Origin of the sequence: Streptomyces sp. NPDC056361 (assembly GCF_042262805.1) — a bacterium.
In the GTDB taxonomy this organism is placed as follows: domain Bacteria; phylum Actinomycetota; class Actinomycetes; order Streptomycetales; family Streptomycetaceae; genus Streptomyces.
This window is the reverse complement of the sequence record NZ_JBHJQI010000002.1, coordinates 119660-136964: the sequence shown is the minus strand read 5'-3', so window position 1 is coordinate 136964 and position 17305 is coordinate 119660. Positions and strand designations below refer to the sequence as shown.

17 protein-coding genes are annotated in these 17305 nt (G+C 73.9%); 12 read left to right on the top strand and 5 right to left on the bottom strand.

Going from position 1 to position 17305, the window contains the following annotated elements; all coding sequences use genetic code 11:
- Positions 1-100 precede the first annotated feature (100 nt).
- Positions 101-841: an SDR family NAD(P)-dependent oxidoreductase gene (locus tag ACFCY7_RS01475; RefSeq protein ID WP_376480402.1), complete on the bottom strand. Its 741-nt coding sequence runs from the start codon at positions 839-841 to the stop codon at positions 101-103.
- Positions 842-1033: 192 nt separating this feature from the next.
- Here ACFCY7_RS01475 and ACFCY7_RS01470 point away from each other — a divergent pair, with 192 nt between their 5' ends.
- A complete protein-coding gene (locus ACFCY7_RS01470; protein WP_376480401.1) occupies positions 1034-1642 on the top strand; it encodes a dihydrofolate reductase family protein in 609 nt (202 codons plus the stop codon).
- Between the two features lie 109 nt (positions 1643-1751).
- Positions 1752-2687 carry a DMT family transporter gene (locus tag ACFCY7_RS01465; protein WP_376480400.1) on the top strand — a complete coding sequence of 312 codons (936 nt, stop codon included), beginning with the start codon at positions 1752-1754 and terminating at the stop codon, positions 2685-2687.
- Positions 2688-2715: 28 nt separating this feature from the next.
- On the opposite strand, the gene ACFCY7_RS01460 is transcribed toward ACFCY7_RS01465, so the two are convergent.
- Positions 2716-2937, bottom strand: a complete 222-nt coding sequence (locus ACFCY7_RS01460) for a hypothetical protein (RefSeq protein ID WP_376480399.1) — start codon at positions 2935-2937, stop codon at positions 2716-2718.
- 146 nt (positions 2938-3083) lie between these two features.
- On the opposite strand from ACFCY7_RS01460, the gene ACFCY7_RS01455 reads away from it, so the two are divergent.
- The 3 genes from ACFCY7_RS01455 to ACFCY7_RS01445 all read left to right on the top strand — a co-directional run bounded on the left by ACFCY7_RS01455 (position 3084) and on the right by ACFCY7_RS01445 (position 6321).
- Positions 3084-4292: a sensor histidine kinase gene (locus ACFCY7_RS01455; RefSeq protein ID WP_376480398.1), complete on the top strand. Its 1209-nt coding sequence runs from the start codon at positions 3084-3086 to the stop codon at positions 4290-4292.
- On the top strand, positions 4289-5023 hold the full coding sequence (locus ACFCY7_RS01450) for a response regulator (RefSeq protein ID WP_376480397.1): 735 nt from the start codon (positions 4289-4291) through the stop codon (positions 5021-5023). The genes ACFCY7_RS01455 and ACFCY7_RS01450 overlap by 4 nt, the downstream gene beginning before the upstream one ends.
- A gap of 119 nt (positions 5024-5142) precedes the next feature.
- Positions 5143-6321 carry a cytochrome P450 gene (locus ACFCY7_RS01445; RefSeq protein ID WP_376480396.1) on the top strand — a complete coding sequence of 393 codons (1179 nt, stop codon included), beginning with the start codon at positions 5143-5145 and terminating at the stop codon, positions 6319-6321.
- 52 nt (positions 6322-6373) lie between these two features.
- On the opposite strand, the gene ACFCY7_RS01440 is transcribed toward ACFCY7_RS01445, so the two are convergent.
- Positions 6374-7366, bottom strand: coding sequence for a Gfo/Idh/MocA family oxidoreductase (locus ACFCY7_RS01440; RefSeq protein WP_376480395.1), 993 nt, complete (start codon positions 7364-7366; stop codon positions 6374-6376).
- A 157-nt stretch (positions 7367-7523) separates the two neighbouring features.
- On the opposite strand from ACFCY7_RS01440, the gene ACFCY7_RS01435 reads away from it, so the two are divergent.
- From ACFCY7_RS01435 to ACFCY7_RS01410, 6 genes are all read left to right on the top strand, one after another.
- Positions 7524-8243 (top strand): GntR family transcriptional regulator, encoded by a 720-nt coding sequence (locus tag ACFCY7_RS01435; RefSeq protein WP_376480408.1) that lies wholly within the window; start codon positions 7524-7526, stop codon positions 8241-8243.
- Between the two features lie 98 nt (positions 8244-8341).
- The gene (locus ACFCY7_RS01430) at positions 8342-9367 is read left to right on the top strand and encodes a sugar ABC transporter substrate-binding protein (protein ID WP_376480394.1); all 1026 of its coding nucleotides are present in this window, start codon (positions 8342-8344) and stop codon (positions 9365-9367) included.
- Positions 9364-10419: an ABC transporter permease gene (locus ACFCY7_RS01425; RefSeq protein WP_376480393.1), complete on the top strand. Its 1056-nt coding sequence runs from the start codon at positions 9364-9366 to the stop codon at positions 10417-10419. Before ACFCY7_RS01430 ends, ACFCY7_RS01425 begins: the two co-directional genes overlap by 4 nt.
- A complete protein-coding gene (locus ACFCY7_RS01420; RefSeq protein ID WP_376480407.1) occupies positions 10386-11216 on the top strand; it encodes an ATP-binding cassette domain-containing protein in 831 nt (276 codons plus the stop codon). The genes ACFCY7_RS01425 and ACFCY7_RS01420 overlap by 34 nt, the downstream gene beginning before the upstream one ends.
- Positions 11217-11274: 58 nt before the next feature.
- A complete protein-coding gene (locus ACFCY7_RS01415) occupies positions 11275-12450 on the top strand; it encodes an ROK family glucokinase (protein ID WP_376480392.1) in 1176 nt (391 codons plus the stop codon).
- A complete protein-coding gene (locus tag ACFCY7_RS01410; RefSeq protein ID WP_376480391.1) occupies positions 12447-13025 on the top strand; it encodes a hypothetical protein in 579 nt (192 codons plus the stop codon). Before ACFCY7_RS01415 ends, ACFCY7_RS01410 begins: the two co-directional genes overlap by 4 nt.
- Before the next feature lie 126 nt (positions 13026-13151).
- Here ACFCY7_RS01410 and ACFCY7_RS01405 read toward each other — a convergent pair whose 3' ends face one another.
- Both ACFCY7_RS01405 and ACFCY7_RS01400 read right to left on the bottom strand, forming a co-directional pair.
- On the bottom strand, positions 13152-14738 hold the full coding sequence (locus tag ACFCY7_RS01405) for a mucoidy inhibitor MuiA family protein (protein WP_376480390.1): 1587 nt from the start codon (positions 14736-14738) through the stop codon (positions 13152-13154).
- A 7-nt stretch (positions 14739-14745) separates the two neighbouring features.
- Positions 14746-16785, bottom strand: coding sequence for a DUF4139 domain-containing protein (locus ACFCY7_RS01400; RefSeq protein ID WP_376480389.1), 2040 nt, complete (start codon positions 16783-16785; stop codon positions 14746-14748).
- Between the two features lie 202 nt (positions 16786-16987).
- Between ACFCY7_RS01400 and ACFCY7_RS01395 the strand changes: the two genes are divergently transcribed.
- Complete coding sequence (locus ACFCY7_RS01395; RefSeq protein ID WP_376480388.1) at positions 16988-17305, top strand: trypco2 family protein; 318 nt, start codon at positions 16988-16990, stop codon at positions 17303-17305.

The window sequence follows — 17305 nt, the reverse complement described above, 5'->3', positions numbered from 1 at the left end:
CCTCCTTCGTTCCTCAGGAGGCTCCGCGCGCTCGGGGCCGTTCCCCCGGCGGCGCCCTTCGGCTCACTCGCCCCGCCGGACCCCGTCCCGCGCGTCGGCGTTACGCCGCGTGCCCGCCGTCCACCGAGAACTCGGCGCCCGTCACGTACCGGCCCCCGGGGCCGGCCAGGAAGGCGACCATGGCCGCCACCTCGTCCGGGGTGCCGAAGCGGCCGAGGGCCGTCATGGCCGCCTGGCCAGCGGCGTACGGGCCGTCCGCCGGGTTCATGTCGGTGTCGACGGGGCCGGGGTGGACGATGTTGGCGGTGATGCCGCGGCCGCCCAGCTCGCGGGCGAGCGCCTTGGTGAGGCCGACGAGGGCCGACTTGCTCGCCGTGTAGAGCGTGCCGCCGGGGCCCGGCACCCGCCGGCTCATGCAGGAGCCGATCGTGACGATCCGGCCGCCGTCGGGGAGCCGCGCGGCGGCCGCCCGGGAGGCGAGGAAGGTCGCCCGGACGTTGACCGCGAGGACCCGGTCGACGTCCGCGAGGGTGAGGGACTCCAGCGGGCCGAGGACGCCGACGCCCACGTTGTTCACCAGGACGTCGAGCCGGCCGAGGGCGTCCGCCGCCCACTCCACCGCGCCCGCGGCGTCGCCGGCGTCGGACGCGTCGGCGCGCAGGGGGAGGGCCTTGCGGCCGGTCTCCTCGATCCGTGCGGCGACCTCCCGGGCCCGTGTCTCGTCCTGGACGTAGGTGAAGGCCACGTCGGCGCCCTCCTGGGCCAGCCGTACGGCCGTGGCGGCGCCGATCCCGCGGCTGCCACCCGTCACCAGGACCGCCGTGCCGTTCATCGTGGACATCCCGAACCTCCGTAAGTCGCCAAGTGGTTGCGGGTTCAATGAAAGTCGCCGGGGCGTCGGAAGACCGGCGGGAATCGGACGCCGACCCGGCAGCCGACCCGGCCACCGCCCCGGCCACCGATGACTTCCGCCGGGCGGTGGAGTCGGAAGGGGTGGGACACGATGGTCCGGAGAACAGAAAGGGCATCCACCATGGCCACCCTCAGCCTCACCCAGTTCCTCACGCTCGACGGCGTCATCCAGGCCCCCGGAGGCCCCGGGGAGGACCCCAGTGGCGGTTTCGAGCACGGCGGCTGGTCCGTGCCGTTCGGCGACGACGACTTCGGGCAGCGCATCACCGAGATCTTCGCCCGGCCGACCGCCTTCCTCCTCGGCCGCCGCACGTACGACATCTTCGCGGGCTACTGGCCCAAGCAGACCGACCCCGCCGACCCCGTCGCCTCCAAGCTCAACGCCCTCCCCAAGTACGTCGCCACCACCACGCTCACCTCGGCGGACTGGGAGGGCACCACGCTGCTCCGCGGCGACGTCGTCGAGGAGGTCGCCGCCCTCAAGGAGCGCACCGACGGCGAGATCCAGATGCACGGCAGCGCGAACCTCGCCCGGACCCTCCTCGACCACGACCTCATCGACACCCTCCACCTGCACGTGTTCCCCGTGGTCCTGGGCACCGGCCGTCGCCTCTTCAGTGACGGGGTCCGGCCCACCGCGTTCCGCCTCGCCGAAGCGCGCACCACCGCCGCGGGCGTCGCCCTGCACACGTACGAGCTGGCCGGCCGTCCCACGTACGGCAGCTACTGATCCGGGAGGAAGAAAGGTGTAGCCGCCACGGGCCCGTCCGGGTACGGTGATCGCTCCGAGTGCGAGCCGTCGAAGTCTCCACCCCGCCCAGAGAGTTGGAGACGGCCGCATGTCAGCCTCGTCGTCGATCGCCGCACCCGTGTCCCTGGACGCCCCCCGCCGGGCCTGGCTCACCGACCTGCCCGTCCTGCTCGTCGCCGTCGTCTGGGGCGCCAGCTACCTCGCGGCCAAGGGGATCACCACCACCCACACGGTCGTCGCGGTCCTCGTCCTGCGGTTCGCGGTGGTCCTGCCGGTCCTCGTCGCCGCGGGGTGGCGCAGGCTCCGGGCGCTGAGCGCGGCCCAGTGGCGCGGCGCCGCGACCCTCGGGCTGATCCTCAGCGGGATCTTCCTCCTGGAGACGTACGGGGTCGTGCACACCTCCGCCACCAACGCGGGCCTGATCATCAGCCTCACGATGATCCTCACCCCGCTGGCGGAGGCCGTCGTCACCAAGGCCAGGCCCCCGCGCGCGTTCCTCGCCGCCGCCGCGCTGTCCGTGGCGGGCGTCGTCCTGCTCACCCAGGGCGGCGGCTTCACCGCCCCCTCCCTCGGCGACCTGCTCATGCTGCTCGCGGCCCTCGCCCGTACGGTCCACGTCCTGGCGATGTCCCGGATCGAGGCGGTCCGGTCGGCCGACTCGCTCTCGCTCACCACCGTCCAGCTCGGCTCGGCGGTCGCCGTGTTCGCCGTCATCGCGGCCTTCCCCGGCACCGGCGCCTCGCCGTGGTCCGCGGCCCTCGACTTCGGGCCGGGCGAATGGGCCGGCCTGCTGTTCCTCTCCGTCTTCTGCACGCTCTTCGCGTTCTTCGTGCAGATGTGGGCCGTCCGCCGGACCTCCCCGTCCCGGGTCAGCCTCCTCCTCGGCACGGAGCCGCTCTGGGCCGCCGCCGCGGGCATCGCCGTCGCCGGCGACCGCCCCGGCGTCCTCGGCCTCGCCGGGGCCGTCCTCGTCCTGGCGGGCACGACGTGGGGCCGCCGCGCCGCCGACGGGGCCGGCACCTGAGGCGCCCGCCCCCGTCGGCGACGGCGGGTCAGGACTTCGACACCCGGTCCGACACGATCATGAGGACCAGGCCGACGACCGCGATGACGATGTTGGCGAACACCTCCCGGCCCTCCAGGAGCGCCACGTTCTCGGTCAGGAAACGGGTCAGGCCCATCAGCCGGAACCAGCCGTCCGTCAGCTCGCGGATCACCCCGCAGACACCCAGGACGGTGAGCAGGAAGCCGGCGATCTCCAGGAATCTCTTCATGTCGTGATCATGGCCGGGGCGGGCGGATGGCCGCGTCCGCCTCCGGTCGACGGCCACCGCTACCGAAGTATCGACCCGCGCGACTTCGGTAGCGTCCCCGGCCGCTCGTACCCGGTGGGCGCCCCTGGTCTGCGTACATTGCGGATATGACGCGTACGGACCGGCAGCGCTGGCTGCTCCCCTCCGACCTGGCCGAATCGGGCGGGAGTGGGGCACGACCCCGCCGCACGGCCCGCGACTGGGTCGTGGACACCTCGCTCTTCCTGCTCGCCGCGTTCGTCGGCCTCCTCGCCGCCGACGCCAGCGCGGAGTACACGAGCGAGACCGTCACCCTCCTCGACCAACTGGCCGGAGCCGCCGCCTGCGGCGCCCTCTGGCTGCGCCGGCGGTGGCCCGTCGGGCTCGCCGTCGCCCTCGCCCTGGCGAACATCGTGGCCCCGGTCGCGGCCGGAGCGCTCCTCGCGAGCCTGTTCAGCGTCGCCGTACGCCGCCCGTTCCGCGAGGTCGCCTGGATCGGGGCGCTCGCCGTCGCCACCTCCGCCGTCCAGGCCTTCGTCCGTCCCGACCCCACGACCAACGTCGCCGTCTCCCTGGGCCTCGGCGCCATCCTCATCCTCCTCGTCACGGCCTGGGGCATGCTCGTCCGCTCCCGGCGCCAGCTCGTCGAGGCGCTCCGCGAACGGGCCCGCCGCGCCGAGGCCGAGGCGGAACTGCGCGCCGCCCAGGCCCAGCGGCTCGCCCGCGAGGCCATCGCCCGTGAGATGCACGACGTCCTCGCCCACCGACTCACCCTGCTCAGCGTCCACGCGGGCGCCCTGGAGTTCCGCCCCGACGCCCCGCCCGAGCAGATCGCCCGCGCCGCCGGCGTCATCCGCGACAGCGCCCACGAGGCGCTCCAGGACCTCCGCGAGATCATCGGCGTGCTGCGCGCCCCCGGCGAGAACGGGGACGGCGACCGCCCCCAGCCCACCCTCGCCACCCTCGACGCGCTCGTCGCCGAGTCCCGCGAGGCGGGGGCGGAGGTCGTCCTCGACACCACCGTCGACGACCCGGCCGCCGTGCCCGCCTCCACCGGCCGTACGGCCTACCGCATCGCGCAGGAGGGCCTCACCAACGCCCGCAAGCACGCACCCGGGACGAAGGTCACCGTCACCGTCGCGGGCCGTCCCGGCGAAGGCCTCACCGTCACCGTCCACAACCCGGCCCCCGAGGGACCCGTCCCGCACGTCCCCGGCTCCGGCCAGGGCCTCATCGGCCTCACCGAACGCGCCACCCTCGCCGGCGGCCGGTTGGACCACGGACCCGACCCCGAAGGCGGGTTCGCCCTGCACGCCTGGCTACCGTGGCCCGCATGACCATCCGGCTGCTCATCGTCGACGACGACCCCTTGGTCCGCGCGGGCCTCACGTTCATGCTCGGCGGTGCCGACGACCTGGAGATCGTCGGCGAGGGCTCCGACGGTGCCGACGTCCCCGAACTCGTCGCCCGGCACGCCCCGGACGTCGTCCTGATGGACATCCGCATGCCCCGCGTGGACGGCCTCACCGCCACCGAACGCCTCCGCGCCCACCCGGGCGCCCCCGAGGTCGTCGTCCTCACCACCTTCCACGCCGACGAACAGGTGCTCCGCGCCCTGCGCGCCGGAGCCGCCGGCTTCGTCCTCAAGGACACCGCGCCCGCCGAGATCGTCGCCGCCGTCCGCCGCGTCGCGGCCGGCGACCCCGTCCTCTCCCCGGCCGTCACCCGTCAGTTGATGACCCACGTCGCCGGCGTGCCGGAACGGCCCCGGCGTGCCACGGCCGCCGACCGCCTCGACCGCCTCGCCGACCGCGAACGGGAAGTGGCCGTCGCCGTCGGCCACGGCCGCTCCAACGCCGAGATCGCCGCCGGGCTGTACATGAGCGTCCCCACGGTCAAGGCCCACGTCTCGCGCATCCTCGCCAAACTCGACCTCAACAACCGGGTCCAGATCGCCCTCCTCGTCCACGACGCGGGCCTCCTCGACGACGGGAACGGCGACGGGAACGGGGGCGGGGGCCAGGGCGGGAACGGCGACCGCGACGGGGGCCAGGGCGGGAACGGTTAGGCCGGTCGTTCGGCCGCGCGCTTCACCGCGCTCGGGAACTGTTCGTGCTGGGCGCGCAGACGGGATTCGCCGAAAGCCGGGGCGGTGGTCGCCGGATCCCGGTCGGATAGTCTGCCGAGATGTCCGTCATCGAACTGGGGGAGTACGGCGCGGACTTCACCGCGAACCCGTACCCCTACTACGAGAAGCTCCGTGAAGCCGGCCCCGTGCACGAGGTGCGGATGCCGGATGGCTTCCGGTTCTGGCTGGTCGTCGGCCACGAGGAGGGGCGCGCGGCACTCGCCGACCCGCGCCTCGCCAAGTCCCCGTCCGTCATCGGCGTACGGCCGCCGGAGGAGGACGTCATCGGCGTCCACCTCCTCGCCGCGGACGCCCCCGACCACACCCGGCTGCGCCGCCTGGTCACCGCGGAGTTCACCGGCCGCCGGGTCGAGGGCCTGCGGCCCCGCATCGAGCGGCTCACCCACGAACTCGCCGACGCCATGGAACCGGCCGGCCGCGCCGACCTCGTCGACGCCTACGCGTTCCCGCTGCCGATCACCGTCATCTGCGAACTCCTCGGGGTACCCGCCGAGGACCGCGACACCTTCCGCCACTGGTCGCACGAGCTCGTCGTGCCGACCGGCGAGCGGGGCATCCAGGACGCCCTGGAGGGCTTCGGCGGATACCTCGACGCGCTCATCGAGGACAAGCGGGCCGCCGGACCCGCCGACGACCTCCTCTCCGGTCTGATCGCCGCCCGCGCCGAGGACGGCGACCGACTCTCCGGTCCCGAACTCCGCGCCATGGCGTACCTGTTGCTGATCGCCGGCCACGAGACCACGGTCAACCTGATCTCCAACACCGTCCGCAACCTGCTCACCCACCCCGAACAGCTCGCCGCGCTGCGCGCCGACCCGGACCTCCTCGACGGCACGATCGAGGAGTCCCTGCGGTACGACGGACCGGTGGAGACCGGCACCTTCCGCTTCACCCGCGAACCCGTCGCCATCGGCGGCACGGAGATCCCGGCCGGCCAGAGCGTCCTCGTCGGGATCGGCGCCCTCGACCGCGACCCCGCCCGCTTCCCCGACCCCGACCGCTTCGACATCCGCCGCGACACCCGCGGCCACCTCGCCTTCGGCCACGGCATCCACTACTGCCTCGGCGCCCCGCTGGCCCGCCTGGAGGGCCGGATCGCGCTCCGCACCCTCCTGGACCGCTTCCCCGACCTCGCACTCGACCCCGAGGGCGCCCCCTGGGAGTGGCTCCCCGGCCTCCTCATGCGCGGCGTCCGCAGCCTCCCCGTCCGCTGGTGACCGCGAGCCCTCCGTAGGACCTAGGGCCTGTCGTCCACCCGTACCGGAGGCCCTAGACGTCCACCCGTACCGGACGCCGCTCCCGGCGCGAGCGCTCGCACGCCTCGGCGACCCGCAGCGCGGCCAGGGCCTCGCGGCCGTCGCACGGGTTGGGCGCCTCGCCGCGCACGAGGCGGACGAAGGCGTCGAGTTCGGCCTCGTACGCGGGGCCGAACCGGTCGAGGAAGCCCGGCCAGGGCTTCCCCGGCGGGGGAGGGCCCTGCGGTTCGAGGGAGGTGAGCGGGGCGCGGTCGTCCAGGCCGACCACGAGCTGGTCCCGGTCGCCCGCCAGCTCCATCCGCACGTCGTACCCGGCGCCGTTGCACCGGGTCCCCGTGACCGTCACCAGCGTGCCGTCGTCCAGGGTGAGCAGGGCGGCGGCGGTGTCCACGTCACCCGCCTCCCGGAACATCGCCGGGCCCGCGTCCGAGCCCGTCGCGTACACCTCGACGACCTCCCGGCCCGTCACCCAGCGGACGATGTCGAAGTCGTGCACCAGGCAGTCCCGGAAGAGGCCGCCGGACAGCGGCACGTACGCGGCGGGCGGCGGCTCCGGGTCGGAGGTCACCGCCCGCACGGTGTGCAGCCGGCCGAGCCGCCCCGACCGCACCGCCTCGCGCGCGGCCCGGTACCCCGCGTCGAAGCGGCGCATGAACCCCAGCTGGAGCTCCGTGCCCGCCGCCGACACCGCCGCGAGCGCCGCCGCCGTCCCCGGCACGTCCAGGGCGATCGGCTTCTCGCAGAACGCCGGCAGCCCCGCCCCTGCGGCGCGGGCGATCAGCTCCGCGTGCGCCGCCGTCGCCGAGGCGATCACCACGGCGTCCAGGGCGTGCCCGAGGAGCGCGTCCACGTCCGGAGCCGCCTCGGCCCCGAGCGCCCCCGCGACCCCGGCCGCCCGCGTCGCGTCCGCGTCCGCCACGACCAGCGACCCGACCTCCGGATGGCGGGCCAGCACAGCCGCGTGAAAGCTCCCGATCCGTCCCGTACCGATCAGTCCGATGCGCATGCCCCCCACCGTGGAGGCGGCCTGCCCGACTGTCAAGGATTTGTCAGGACATCCGGACGTCACGACTTCCCGTCATCAAGCTTCCGGTCCTCCGCCCGCCGGGGCTACGCTCCCTCCCGTGTCCAAGCAGTCCGGATCCGCCCTGCCCCCGCTCTCCGTGGACCGCACCAGCCCGGTCCCGCTCTACTTCCAGCTCGCCCGGCAGCTGGAGAGCGCCGTGGAGGACGGGACGCTGGCCCCGGGCACCCTGCTCGGCAACGAGATCGACCTCGCCACCCGCCTCGGCCTGTCCCGCCCCACCGTCCGCCAGGCCATCCGGACCCTCGTCGACAAGGGCCTCCTGGTCCGCCGCCGGGGCGTCGGCACCCAGGTCCTGCACAGCAAGGTCCGGCGCCCGCTGGAACTCAGCAGCCTCTACGACGACCTCGACGCCGCCGGGCAGCGCCCCGCCACCCGGGTCCTCGTCAACCGGCTCGAACCCGCCACCGGACCCGTCGCCGCCGCCCTCGGCGTACCCGAGGGCAGCGAGGTGCACTACCTGGAACGGCTCCGCACCGCACACGGCGAACCCATGGCGTACCTGCGCAACCACCTGCCCGCCGGGCTCCTCGCACCCGACACCGGACTCCTGGAGACCACCGGCCTGTACCGGATGCTCCGCTCCGCCGCCCTCACCCTGCACAGCGCCCGGCAGTCGATCGGCGCCCGCGCCGCGACCGCCGCCGAGGCCGCGCTCCTCGACGAGCGGGAGGGTGCCCCGCTCCTCACCATGGAGCGCACCACCCTCGACGACACCGGCCGGGCCGTCGAGTACGGCTCCCACCTCTACCGGGCCGCCCGCTACTCGTTCGAGTTCCAGCTGATGGTCCGTCCGTAGGGGGTGCACCGACCGGGGCAGGCCCCCCGGCGAGCGCCGCTACCCGCATGACCGATACTGCAATGCACGCAGAAGGACACAAAGGAGGGCACGGCCTCGTGACCAGGCTTCGGACCGGAGGGGTGCGCGCCGTCATCGGCGCCGTGCTCGCGCTCACACTCACAGGGGCGCTCGCGGGGTGCAGCAGCACCGGCGGAAAGCGCGCGGAGGACGCCCGCAAGGCCGCGCAGGCACAGGCCCAGGGCCGGGCCGCCGTCGACACCCCGAAGTGGACCTTCGCCATGGTCACCCACTCGGGAGACGGCGACACCTTCTGGGACATCGTCCAGAAGGGCGCCCAGCAGGCCGCCGCCAAGGACAACATCAACTTCCTCTACGCCCACAGCGACGAGGCGCAGCAGCAGGCGCAGCTGATCGACTCGTACGTCGCCAAGGGCGTCGACGGGCTGATCGTGACCCTCGCCAAGCCCGACGCCATGAAGGCCGCCGTCGAGAAGGCCGTCAAGGCCGGCATCCCGGTGATCACCGTGAACTCGGGCGCCGAGCAGTCCAAGGCCTACGGCGCGCTCACCCACATCGGCCAGGACGAGACCGTCGCCGGCGAGGCCGTCGGCGAGGAGCTCGACAAGCGCGGGAAGAAGAAGGCCCTCTGCGTCCTGCACGAGCAGGGCAACGTCGGCCACGAGCAGCGCTGCGCCGGTGCGAAGAAGACCTTCGGCGGCGAACTCGTGAACCTCTACGTCGACGGCACCAACATGCCCGACGTCAAGGCGTCCATCGAGGCCAAGCTCCAGTCCGACAAGGACATCGACGCCGTCGTCACCCTCGGCGCCCCCTTCGCCGACACCGCCGTCCAGGCCGCGAAGAGCGCGGGCAGCAAGGCCGAGGTCGACACCTTCGACCTGAACGCCAAGGTCGCCACCGCCCTCCAGGCCGGCACCCTCGGCTTCGCCGTCGACCAGCAGCCCTACCTCCAGGGCTACGAGGCCGTCGACCTGCTCTGGCTGTACCGCTACAACGCCGACGTCCTCGGCGGCGGCAAGCCGGTGCTCACCGGCCCGCAGATCATCACCGAGGACGACGCCGCCGCGCTCGTCGGCTACGCGGAGCGGGGCACCCGATGAGCTCCACCGCCCCGCCGTCGGACGGCGTCGACCACGTCGACGAACGGCTCCTTCGCACCACCCCGCTGAAGAAGCTGCTCGCCCGCCCCGAGCTCGGCTCGGTCGTCGGCGCCCTCGCCGTCTTCGTCTTCTTCTCGGTCTTCGCCGACAGCTTCCTGCGCGCCTCCAGCCTCGGCACCGTCCTCTACGCGGCCTCCACCATCGGCATCATGGCCGTCCCCGTCGCCCTGCTGATGATCGGCGGCGAGTTCGACCTCTCCGCCGGCGTGCTGGTGACGAGCTCGGCGCTGATCTCGTCGATGTTCAGCTACCAGATGACCGCGAACGTCTGGGTCGGCGTCGGCGTCTCGCTGCTCGTCACCCTGGCCATCGGCGTCTTCAACGGCTTCATGCTGACCCGTACGAAACTGCCCAGCTTCATCATCACGCTCGGCACCTTCCTCATGCTGACCGGCCTGAACCTGGGCCTCACCAAGCTGATCAGCGGCACCGTCTCCACCAAGACCATCGCCGACATGGAGGGCTTCCCCTCCGCCCGGAAGCTCTTCGCCTCGCAGCTGACGATCGGCGGCGTCGAGTTCAAGGTCACCATCCTGTGGTGGTTCGGCCTCGTCGCCCTCGCCACCTGGATCCTGCTCCGCACCCGCTTCGGCAACTGGATCTTCGCCGTCGGCGGCGGCGCCGACGCGGCCCGCGCCGTCGGCGTCCCCGTCTACCGGACGAAGATCGGCCTCTACATGGGCGTGGCCTTCTGCGCCTGGATCTCCGGCCAGCACCTGCTCTTCTCCTTCGACGTCGTCCAGTCGGGCGAAGGCGTCGGGAACGAGCTCATCTACATCATCGCGGCCGTCATCGGCGGCTGCCTGATCACCGGCGGATACGGCTCCGCCATCGGCTCGGCGGTCGGCGCCCTCATCTTCGGCATGACCAGCAAGGGCATCGTGTACGCCGAGTGGAACCCGGACTGGTTCAAGTTCTTCCTGGGGGCGATGCTGCTGCTCGCGACCCTGCTGAACGCCTGGATCCGCAAGCGCGTGGAGGCCACCAAGTGACGACCGAGACCGCTTCCGCCGCCCTGGTCGAGCTGGACGACGTCAGCAAGTACTACGGCAACATCCGCGCCCTCGAAGGGGTGTCCCTGCAGGTCCGCTCCGGCGAGATCACCTGCGTCCTCGGCGACAACGGCGCCGGCAAGTCCACCCTCATCAAGATCGTCGCCGGCCTGCACCGGCACGACGCCGGCACCTTCCGCATCGAGGGCGAGGAGGTCACCCTCGCCAACCCGCGCGACGCCCTCGACCGGGGCATCGCCACCGTCTACCAGGACCTCGCCGTGGTCCCCCTCATGCCGGTCTGGCGCAACTTCTTCCTCGGCTCCGAGCCCACCAAGGGCTCCGGCCCCTTCAAGCGGCTCGACGTCGACCTGATGCGGACCACCACCCGCGAGGCGCTGCTCCGCATGGGCATCGACCTGCGCGACGTCGACCAGCCCATCGGCACCCTGTCCGGCGGTGAGCGCCAGTGCGTGGCCATCGCCCGCGCCGTCCACTTCGGCGCGAAGGTCCTCGTCCTCGACGAGCCCACCGCCGCGCTCGGCGTCAAGCAGTCCGGCGTCGTCCTGAAGTACGTCGCCGCCGCACGTGACCAGGGCCTCGGCGTGGTCCTCATCACGCACAACCCGCACCACGCCTACCTCGTCGGCGACCGTTTCGTCCTCCTCAAGCGGGGCGTCATGGCCGGCAGCCACACCAAGGACTCCGTGACGCTCGACGAGTTGACCCGGCAGATGGCGGGCGGCACCGAGCTGGAGGACCTCCGCCACGAACTGGAGCGGCCCTCCGCGACGTGACGGCCGCCGCGGCCGACCTCACGGCCCCCTCACTCCCCAGCTGGCAGAATCGGAGCCGATGAGTACCTACCGCGACCTCACCCACCGGGGCTCGGCCCGGGGCACCGTCCTGCGGACCGTCGGGACCCGCGAGCGGCGCTCCCACCTGACGGCGCCGCGGGTGCCGACCGTCGGCATCGACATCGGCGGTACGAAGGTGATGGCCGGTGTCGTCGACGCCGACGGCAACATCCTGGAGAAGCTCCGCACGGAGACCCCGGACAAGTCCAAGAGCCCCAAGGTCGTCGAGGACACCATCGTCGAGCTGGTCCTCGACCTGTCCGACCGGCACGACGTGCACGCCGTCGGCATCGGCGCCGCCGGCTGGGTCGACGCCGACCGGGCCCGGGTCCTCTTCGCCCCGCACCTCGCGTGGCGCAACGAACCCCTCCGCGACGCCCTCCAGGGCCGGCTCGCCGTCCCCGTCATGGTCGACAACGACGCCAACACCGCCGCCTGGGCCGAATGGCGCTTCGGCGCCGGGCGAGGCGAGGACCACCTCGTCATGATCACCCTGGGGACCGGCATCGGCGGCGCCATCCTGGAGGACGGCCAGGTCAAGCGGGGCAAGTACGGCGTCGCCGGCGAGTTCGGCCACATGCAGGTCGTCCCCGGCGGCCACCGCTGCCCCTGCGGCAACCGCGGCTGCTGGGAGCAGTACAGCTCGGGCAACGCGCTGGTCCGCGAGGCCCGCGAGCTCGCCGCCGCGGACTCCCCGGTGGCCTACGGCATCATCGAACGGGTCAAGGGGAACGTCCCCGAGATCAGCGGGCCGCTCATCACCGAGCTCGCCCGCGAGGGCGACGCCATGTGCGTCGAGCTCTTCCAGGACATCGGCCAGTGGCTCGGCGTCGGTATCGCCAACCTCGCCGCCGCCCTCGACCCCTCCTGCTTCGTCATCGGCGGCGGCGTCTCCGCCGCCGACGACCTCCTGATCGGCCCCGCCCGGGACGCCTTCCGCCGCCACCTCACCGGCCGCGGCTACCGCCCCGAGGCCCGCATCATCCGCGCCCAGCTCGGCCCCGAGGCGGGCATGGTCGGCGCCGCCGACCTCGCCCGGCTCGTCGCCCGCCGCTTCCGCCGCGCCAACCGGCGCCGCGTCGAGCGGTACGAACGGTACGAGCGCTACGCCCAGGCCCTGCGCAACGGGACCTCGGGCCGGGCCGCCCGCACCCCCGAGGACCCCGCTTCATGACCGTGCCCCACCAGACCGCCCCACCGCGCGACCCGCAGACCAAGCTGCCCGAGGACCGCCGTCACATGATCCGCCGCCGCTGGCTGACGGCCGTCATCATCGTGCTGCTCGTCGGCATCCCCGCCGGCTACCTGGTCATCTCCGCCGGCCAGAGCCGCGACAGCGGCCGCGACAAGGAACGCGAGTCCTCGGCGGCCGGCCTCCAGGCCAACCTGCCCTCCCAGATGAAGCGCCGGGTCTTCGAGGTCCCGATCCCCGCCGGCGCCTGGGACGTCGCCTACTACGAGACGAGCAACTGGAAGACGAGCCGGCTCTACGTCCAGTTCACGACCAACGCCACCGGACTCGACACCTTCCTCGCCGAGTCCGGCACCAGCCGCGCCCGGCTCACCCCGGGCAGCGTCACGGTCGGCGAGCGCGACGCCGACATCGTCGACTGGACCTTCGACGGCACCACGACCTGGGCCGGCACCACCGTCACCCGCGAGGAACCCCGCCCCGACACCGACATCACCGTCGACCTCACCGACCCGGCGTTCCCCCGGGTGTACGCGGTGTCCGCCACCAGCCCCTGACGTCCGACCCGGTGAGGTCGGTGTACGCCGACAGCCCCTGGCCTCAGAGCCCGGTGACGTCGGGGTACGCCACCAGCCCCTGCCTTCAGAGCCAGGTGACGTCGGCGCCCGCCGACACCCTTGGCCTCAGAGCCCGGTGACCTTGGCGCCCGCCGACAGCTCGTACACCAGGGTGACCGTGCGGCGCCCGCCCGGCGGGAGGGCGAGCTCCCAGCGGGCGATGCCCTCGGCGTCGACCACGTCCGGCGCGGGGGAGCAGGCGTCCTTGTGGAGGCGCACCTCCACCGCCGATACCTCGGAGACCGGGATCCGCTCCCGGAGGACGACCGTCCGCTCGTCGCGCTCCCCGGGCGCGGAGAAGCGGGACAGGTGCAGCCGCACCGTGCGGGTGACCACCGTCCGCTGGGTGAGGCCGACGGTGTCGCGGGACTCCTCGGCCTCCCGGACCACCCGGTAGTCGTCCCGGCTGCCGAAGGCCAGCTCGACGGGGGCGCCGGCCGCGGTGAAGTCCAGCGTGCCGCGCCCGCTGAACCCGCTGTCGCGGACCAGGTCCACCGGCCCGGCGAGCAGCACGTGACCGGACAGGTTGTCGCACCGCACCACCTGGGTGACCAGCGGGGACAGCTCCGGCGAGCAGGCGTACTCGGTGCGCGCGGCCGTGGTGAACGCGGAGACCGGCACCCGGTGCGCGCGGCCGTCCCCGGGGACCGAGACCGGCGCGGGGGCGCGGAGCACCCGCGCCTCGCCGCCGTCGTCCACCCCCGGGAGGCCGAGCACGGCGGCCGGGCCGAGGTCGCCGATCTCCTCCTCGCGCAGCTCGACGTCGACCGTGCGGCGCTCCGCCGCAGTGCGGTCCTTCAGCGTCAGCCGGTCCTCGGCGAGCCGCGGCGGATCGGTGGCCAGCGCCGACCGGGCCGTCGACAGCGTCAGCCGTACGCCCGACCAGTCCTCACCGGTGCGCTGCCAGACCATCGCGTCGGTCTCGACGGTCAGGGAGCCGCCGTCGAGCACGGCCCGGTAGGCGGGCCGCCACAGCGCGCACGGGGTCAGGTGGCTCACGCGCAGCTCCGCCGGACCGGCGGCCGCGGCCTCCAGGGTCAGCTCGACGTGCCCGACCAGTTCGGCGGGCTCCTCCGCGGACCCGTACAGGGCGCGCTCGGTCTCCGACAGTTCCGTGTCGAGCGCTTCCCGCCGGGCCCGCACGGCCCGGAGCCGCTCGCCGTAGGTGTCGCGCTCACCGTCCACCCGGTCCAGTTCGGCGGACCAGCGGGTCCGCTCGCTCTCCCCGGAACCGGCGCCCTCGCCGATCTCCCGCAGCAGGTCGGCGGCGATCCGGTCGAGGAGTCCGAGGCGGGTCCGCAGCCGGTCGGCCTGCCGCTCCAGGGACGCCTGCTCCTCCTCCAGGGCGTCCACGCGCCGGCGCAGGGCGGAGTCGCCGTCGGCGGACGGCCGCGGCGCGCGCGGGGTCCAGGTCCGGACGATCCGCGCGTCGAGCACGGTCACCGGGCGGTCGGCGGCCACCTCGGCGTGGAGGGTCCGGTCGACGACCAGCGCGCTGACGGGGCCGAGGCGCAGCCGCTGCACGCCGGCCGCCAGGTCGAGCACGGCGGTGCGCTCGACGTGGGCGCGGTCCTCCAGGCACGTCACGGCGGTGACGGGGAGGGCGATCGGCATCGCGGTCGGGCTCGGGGTGGGCATCGGGATCGTGGTCATGGCGGTGTCAGCTCCTGCGGTTTCCGCCGACCAGGGCCTTGCCGGTCGGGATGCGGATCTCGTAGCCGCCGTCGAGGGCGGCGGTGGTGCCCGCGGGCAGGTCCAGGCGCCAGACGCGGGTGCCCGGGGCGAGGCGGTCGCCGTCCGCGCCCTCCTCGGGCGCCGTCCAGTCGGCCTTCTCCTCGATCCGGACGTCCCCGTCGGACGTGACCGGCACCCGCTCGTGGACCTCGACGGTGACGGGCCGCGCGAGCCGGTTCGCCAGCTCCACGTGGACCCGGTGGTCGAGCACGGTGGTGTTGTTGCGCAGCCCGGCGGTCGACTCGCGCAGGTGAGTACGGCGGGTGACCCGGATGCCCTCGGCGGGCCCGAGCCCCACCCGGCGCACCCCGCCGGGCGCGAGCGTGGGCAGCGCGGCCGTCAGCAGGAAGTCGTCGTCGACGGTGACCTCCACCGGGCCGGCGAGCAGCGCCTGGTCGGTGGCGTTGGACAGGACCAGCGTCGCGTACACGGTCTGCTCGACGGACGGCACGCACAGGTACTCGGTGCGCAGGCCGACCGCGATCTCGCCGACGGTGACGGTGTGCCAGGTGCCGTCCGACGGGATGTCGGCGCGGGCGGCGGCGTCGAACCGGTGGTCGAACGAGCCCGCCGACGCGCGGGGCCACACGGCGTGTCCCGGCAGCGGCAGCGCGGCCACCGCCTCGGCACGGCGGCGGTACTCGGTCGCCACCGGGTCGACGGGAGCGTCGGGGAACAGCAGGCCCCGGCGACCGCCCTGCTCGTCGGGGCCGTGCAGCACGAGGGCCGCGTAGTCGAGTTCGGCACCGCTCGGCTGCGGCGGACCCGGGGGCGGCGGAGGCGGTGCCATCGCCGCCGCGGGAGCCGACGGCACGAGGCCGGCCGGAGCGCCCGCGAACGCCGGCGGAGCGCCGTACGCTCCCCCCGGCGCCTGGGGCGCGGGCGCCGCGGGCGGTACGGAAGGACGCCGGGCACGCATCGCGGGCGCCGGTGCGGGCGCCGGAGCGGGCGGGGGCATCGGCGCGGCGGAAACGGGCACGGGCGCCCCGGCATCGGCCGCGTATCCGGCCGCGGCGGCCCCCGGCGCCGAGACGGCGAACGGGCGGGGGCCCGCCGCGTCGTACCCGGAGAACAGATCCGCGAGACCCGCCGGGGGCTCGCGCCAGCCGGACGGCGCGGGGGCGTCCTGACGGCGGCCGAGCCGGATCGACCGGAGCCTCGGCAGGTCGGAGCGGCGCCGCAGATCGGCGGTGGACAGGGCGACGCGCACCCCGGTCCAGTCCTCGTCGGTCCGCTGCGCGACCGAGGCCCGCAGCAGCAGCCGTCCGCTGCCGTCACCCTGACGGTGCGCCAGCCGGTACGTCGGCACCCACACGGCGCCCGGCACCCCGTACTCCAGCTCCACCTCCACATCCGCGTCATTGGAGCCGTCGAGCGTCAGGTCCGCGCAGACCAGGGTCCCCACATGCGTCGACAGCGCGTCAGTGGAGGAACGGCGGAGCCGGTCGACGCCGACGGACAGCGCGTGCTCGGCCCCGCGCAGCGCCTCTTCGAGCTCGGCGAGACGCGCGTGCATCCCCGTCAGCCGCTCGTCCACGAAATCGGCGAGTTCCAGCCATGCGTCGACCGGGGTCCGGCGGTGCGGATCGTCCCGCTTGCGGCCGGGCGCCACCGGATGGATCCCCGCGACCTCCTTGATGAGCGCCAGCTGCCGGTCCCGCCGCGCCTCCGCCGCGTCGCGCGCGTCCCTCAGCCGGTCGACCTCGTGCCCGGCGTCCTCGGGCGCGTCCGCCCCGAGCGGCGACGCCTCGACCACGACCCGCGCCTCGGTGACCCGCACCCCCGGCGCGCCGAGCACCCGGGCCCGCAGCGACCCCGGGTCGAGCGACCGGGGCAGCCCCGTCACCCGCACCCGGCCGTCCGGACCCACCGTCCCCCGCGCCAGCCGGCGGCACACCGCGCCCCGCGCGTACACCACCACCGAATCCAGCGCCGACTCCCACCGCTGCCCGGACCCGTCCGTCATGTGCCCCGCTCCCCAGTCCCGTTCACGCCGGCTGCAGCCTACGCCCGGCCCGCCCGCGACGGGCCGGCATTTCCAGGGGCCGTCCCCGCCGGTCGGCCGATTCTCCCCAGGCCGGTGTGAGACGTCCTCCCGTTCGCTGTAACGTACCGCTGACCTAGTGTTCTTGTGACTGTCCGAAGGTCGAAGCGGGGGAGCTGCCGGGATGTCGACGATCGGTCTGGCCGCGGCCATCGAGGAACTGCGCCAGGAGCTGTACGAGGCCCAGCGCAACGGCGTCGGCCAGCAGTTCGCCTTCGGAGTGGAAGAAGCCGAGCTGGAACTCCAGCTCGAACTGCGCCACTCCCTGAAGGGCGACGGCAAGCTCTCCTTCGGCGTCGTCACCGTCGGCGGGGGCGGCGAGCACGCCACCGTCCGCACCCACAAGCTCAAGATCCGGCTGTCCGTCTCGGACAAGGCCGCCGGCGGCACCCGACCCGAGGTCAGCGACGAGAAGACCGGGTCCTGGGACGACGAGGACTGA